This window comes from Mesorhizobium sp. M7A.F.Ca.CA.004.12.1.1 (assembly GCF_003997835.1).
In the GTDB taxonomy this organism is placed as follows: Bacteria; Pseudomonadota; Alphaproteobacteria; order Rhizobiales; family Rhizobiaceae; genus Mesorhizobium.
The window spans coordinates 1-2,798 of the sequence record NZ_RZRK01000788.1 but is presented as its reverse complement, the minus strand read 5'-3'; the positions used below and the strand labels follow the sequence as shown (position 1 = coordinate 2,798).

The 2,798-nt window shown below is 62.4% G+C and carries 3 protein-coding genes; 2 read left to right on the top strand and 1 reads right to left on the bottom strand.

What is annotated here, in order from left to right:
* Window positions 1–183 (top strand): methylenetetrahydrofolate reductase (locus EN984_RS29620; protein ID WP_206517507.1); only part of this gene is annotated, 183 nt, incomplete at its 5' end.
* Between the two features lie 474 nt (window positions 184–657).
* Here EN984_RS29620 and EN984_RS29615 read toward each other — a convergent pair.
* Window positions 658–1,575, bottom strand: coding sequence for a DMT family transporter (locus tag EN984_RS29615; protein ID WP_127267192.1), 918 nt, complete (start codon window positions 1,573–1,575; stop codon window positions 658–660).
* Between the two features lie 200 nt (window positions 1,576–1,775).
* Between EN984_RS29615 and EN984_RS29610 the strand changes: the two genes are divergently transcribed.
* Window positions 1,776–2,798: alanine racemase (locus tag EN984_RS29610; protein WP_127384158.1), on the top strand; the 1,023-nt coding region annotated here is incomplete at its 3' end.

Here is a 2,798-nt window from a genome sequence, read left to right as displayed (position 1 = left end):
CCGCAGACGCATGCGCTGGTGGCGTCGGCGGTGGCGGCCGAACAGGTGATGGACCTTGTCGAGCGCGGTGTCGGCGATTTCCACTTCTACACCATGAACCGCGCCGATCTGGTCTTTGCCATCTGTCATATGATCGGCATCCGCTCGCACGAGGCGGCGGCCGCCGGATCAGCTGCGGCATGAGAGTGGGTTGAACGACAAAAGGCCGGGAAAAACCCGGCCTTTTGAATTGGTTGGACTATTTGGGTGCTGGTCTTCCCCGCTTTGGCGGTCAGGGAAGGAAGCCCATAATAAGGGCTCCGATAAAGGCGAACGCAGCACAGATCATCAATGCGTTGATAGGCCTCGTAAGTCCCATGACATAGCCTCCTCTTAAAGAGCTATGTCACGGAGTCTAGGTTCATTTGTGCCACAGGCAAGCGGAAAATGTGCTGCATTGCGACGTGATTGTGAAATCCGCGACATGTCTTTTGCCGTTAGGCTTTGAAACTCCTAAGCAAAAACCGGCTTCAGGCCTGTGAATAAAATGTGGCCGACTCGTGTCGCTGCCGTGTCATGGCAGCGCTACCGCTGCGGAAGCCGAATTCAACTTTCGCGATGCGGGGGGCAATTGGGTGGTTAGAGCATCCTTTGCGCGTCCAGTGGACGCGCGGCGCTCTAACGTCGGCCGAACAACCGCCCGTCAATGGTGACGAGGCCGAGCGCGATCAGCACCACGCCGCCGATTTCGAACAGTTCCAGCCGCTCGCCAAGGAACAGGAAGCCGAGCAGCATCGCGCTGGCCGGTACGACAAGCGTGACCAGCGAGGCATTGGTGGCGCCGGCCGAGGCGACGAGGTTGAAATAGAGGATGTAGGCGAAGGCGGTCGACAGCAGCGCCAGTGCCAGCACCGCCGCCCAGACCGGCGGCGAGGCCGAGAACAGGCCGGATGGACCGTAGGTGAAGAGCACGATCGGGATCATGATGATGGTCGATGCCGTCAACTGTCCGGTGGCGATGATCGGCGAGGGCACGCCCCTGAAGCGGCGGGCAACCATCAGCGCGACGGCATAGGACAGCGAAGCCCCGATCAGCGCGAATTTGGCCCAGACCGAGCCGCCGAGCCCGGCAAGCAGGCCGGGGCCGATCATGACAGCCGTGCCGGCGATGCCGAGCGCAATGCCGGCGAGCTTGTTCCAGGACAGCTTTTCGTCCGATGTCAGCGCGTTGGCGAGGATCAACGTCCAGAACGGCGTTGTCGCGTTGAGCACCGAGGCGATGCCGGCTCCGAGCTCCGTCTGGCCGGCGAAGATCAGCGAGAAGGGCACGACATTGTTGGTGAGCGCCAGCAGGAAGAACAGGCCGGCATGCGGAAGCGCGAGGCGAAAGGACGGGCCACGCAGACCGAGATAGATCTGCAGCGCAATCGCGGCAATGGCGACGCGAAACAGCACCAGCACCAGCGGGGGGAGCTCCGCCACCGCGATGCGCGCGAAGAAGAACGAGCCGCCCCAGATCGCGCCGAGCAGCAGGAGTTGCCCCCAATCCTTGAGCACCATCGGCCCGCGTGGTGCGGATGTCGCGGCCATTGCCATGTGAGTCGCCCTCCCAGACGTATGCCAGTCAGGCAGAAGCCATATCCGGTTCGGCGACAAGGGCCACCCGAAACGTGATTGATGGCAAACGCCTGCCGCCAAGACCTAGCGCCCCAGCGTCAGCCGTACGAGACACAGAATTGTTTTCATTAGCCGCTAGCTTGGATTAATTGTGCGCAGGCTAGATCAAGGATTCGTCGATGCAGCGATTCGAGAATGCCCGCGAGGCGGCACTGGCGCTTCGCCCGGACGATCCGGTCTATTGCTTCCGCCCGCAGGTGCTGATGGCGGATGCCAGGCAGTTCATGGGCATGTTCCCGGGCAAGACCGCCTATGCGGTCAAGACCAATGGCGAGCAGATCGTGCTGAAGACCCTGGTCGAAGCCGGCGTCAAGGCTTTCGACGTCGCGTCGCCGGGCGAGTTCGCTGCCGTGCGTGCCGTCTCTCCCGATGCCGAGATGCTCTACATGCATCCGGTCAAGGCGCAGTCGGACATCAAGCTGGCGCTGGAGAAATACGCCATCCGCGTCATTTCGCTGGATCACGAGGACGAGATCACCAAGCTGACGCGAGTGGTGCGGGCGCTCGATATCGATCCGGGCTCGATCAGCGTGTTCGTGCGGGTGCAGACCAAGGGCCATGCCGCCTACGAACTGTCGAAGAAGTTCGGCGCCGGGCCGGCCTATGCCGTCGAACTGGCCGAGCGGCTGAACCGCACCGGCTACAAGGTTGGCCTGTGTTTCCATGTCGGCAGTCAGATCGAGGATCCCGACACCTATGAGCGGGCACTGGCTTCCGCCGATTGGGTGCGCAACCGGCTGACCTTCGATATTGCCGGGCTCGACGTCGGCGGCGGTTTCCCCGCCGAATACGGCCATGACCCCAACCGCAAGCAGATCGAGATGCCGTCGCTCGGCCAGATCATGTCGCGGCTTTCGGGCGATCTGAAAGAGTATCAGTTCGACCAGATGCCGCTGGTGGCCGAGCCGGGCCGCGTGATCGTGGCGCGCTGCCTGTCGCTGATCGTGCGGGTGCTGCTGCGCAAGGGCAAGCGGCTCTACATCAATGACGGCATCTGGGCGTCGCTGTCGGATTCATGGACCGGAAAGATCACGCTGCCGGCGCGCTTCATTCCCGATCCTGCGATCCGCTCGCGCAATGGCGAGGAGAAGAACATCGTGCCGTTCAAGGTCTGCGGCGCGACCTGCGATTCCGTCGACATC

Bases quoted from the DNA above. Each gene is read 5' to 3' on its own strand.
- EN984_RS29615 (WP_127267192.1), bottom strand. From the start codon at position 1,575: ATGGCAATGGCCGCGACATCCGCACCACGCGGGCCGATGGTGCTCAAG.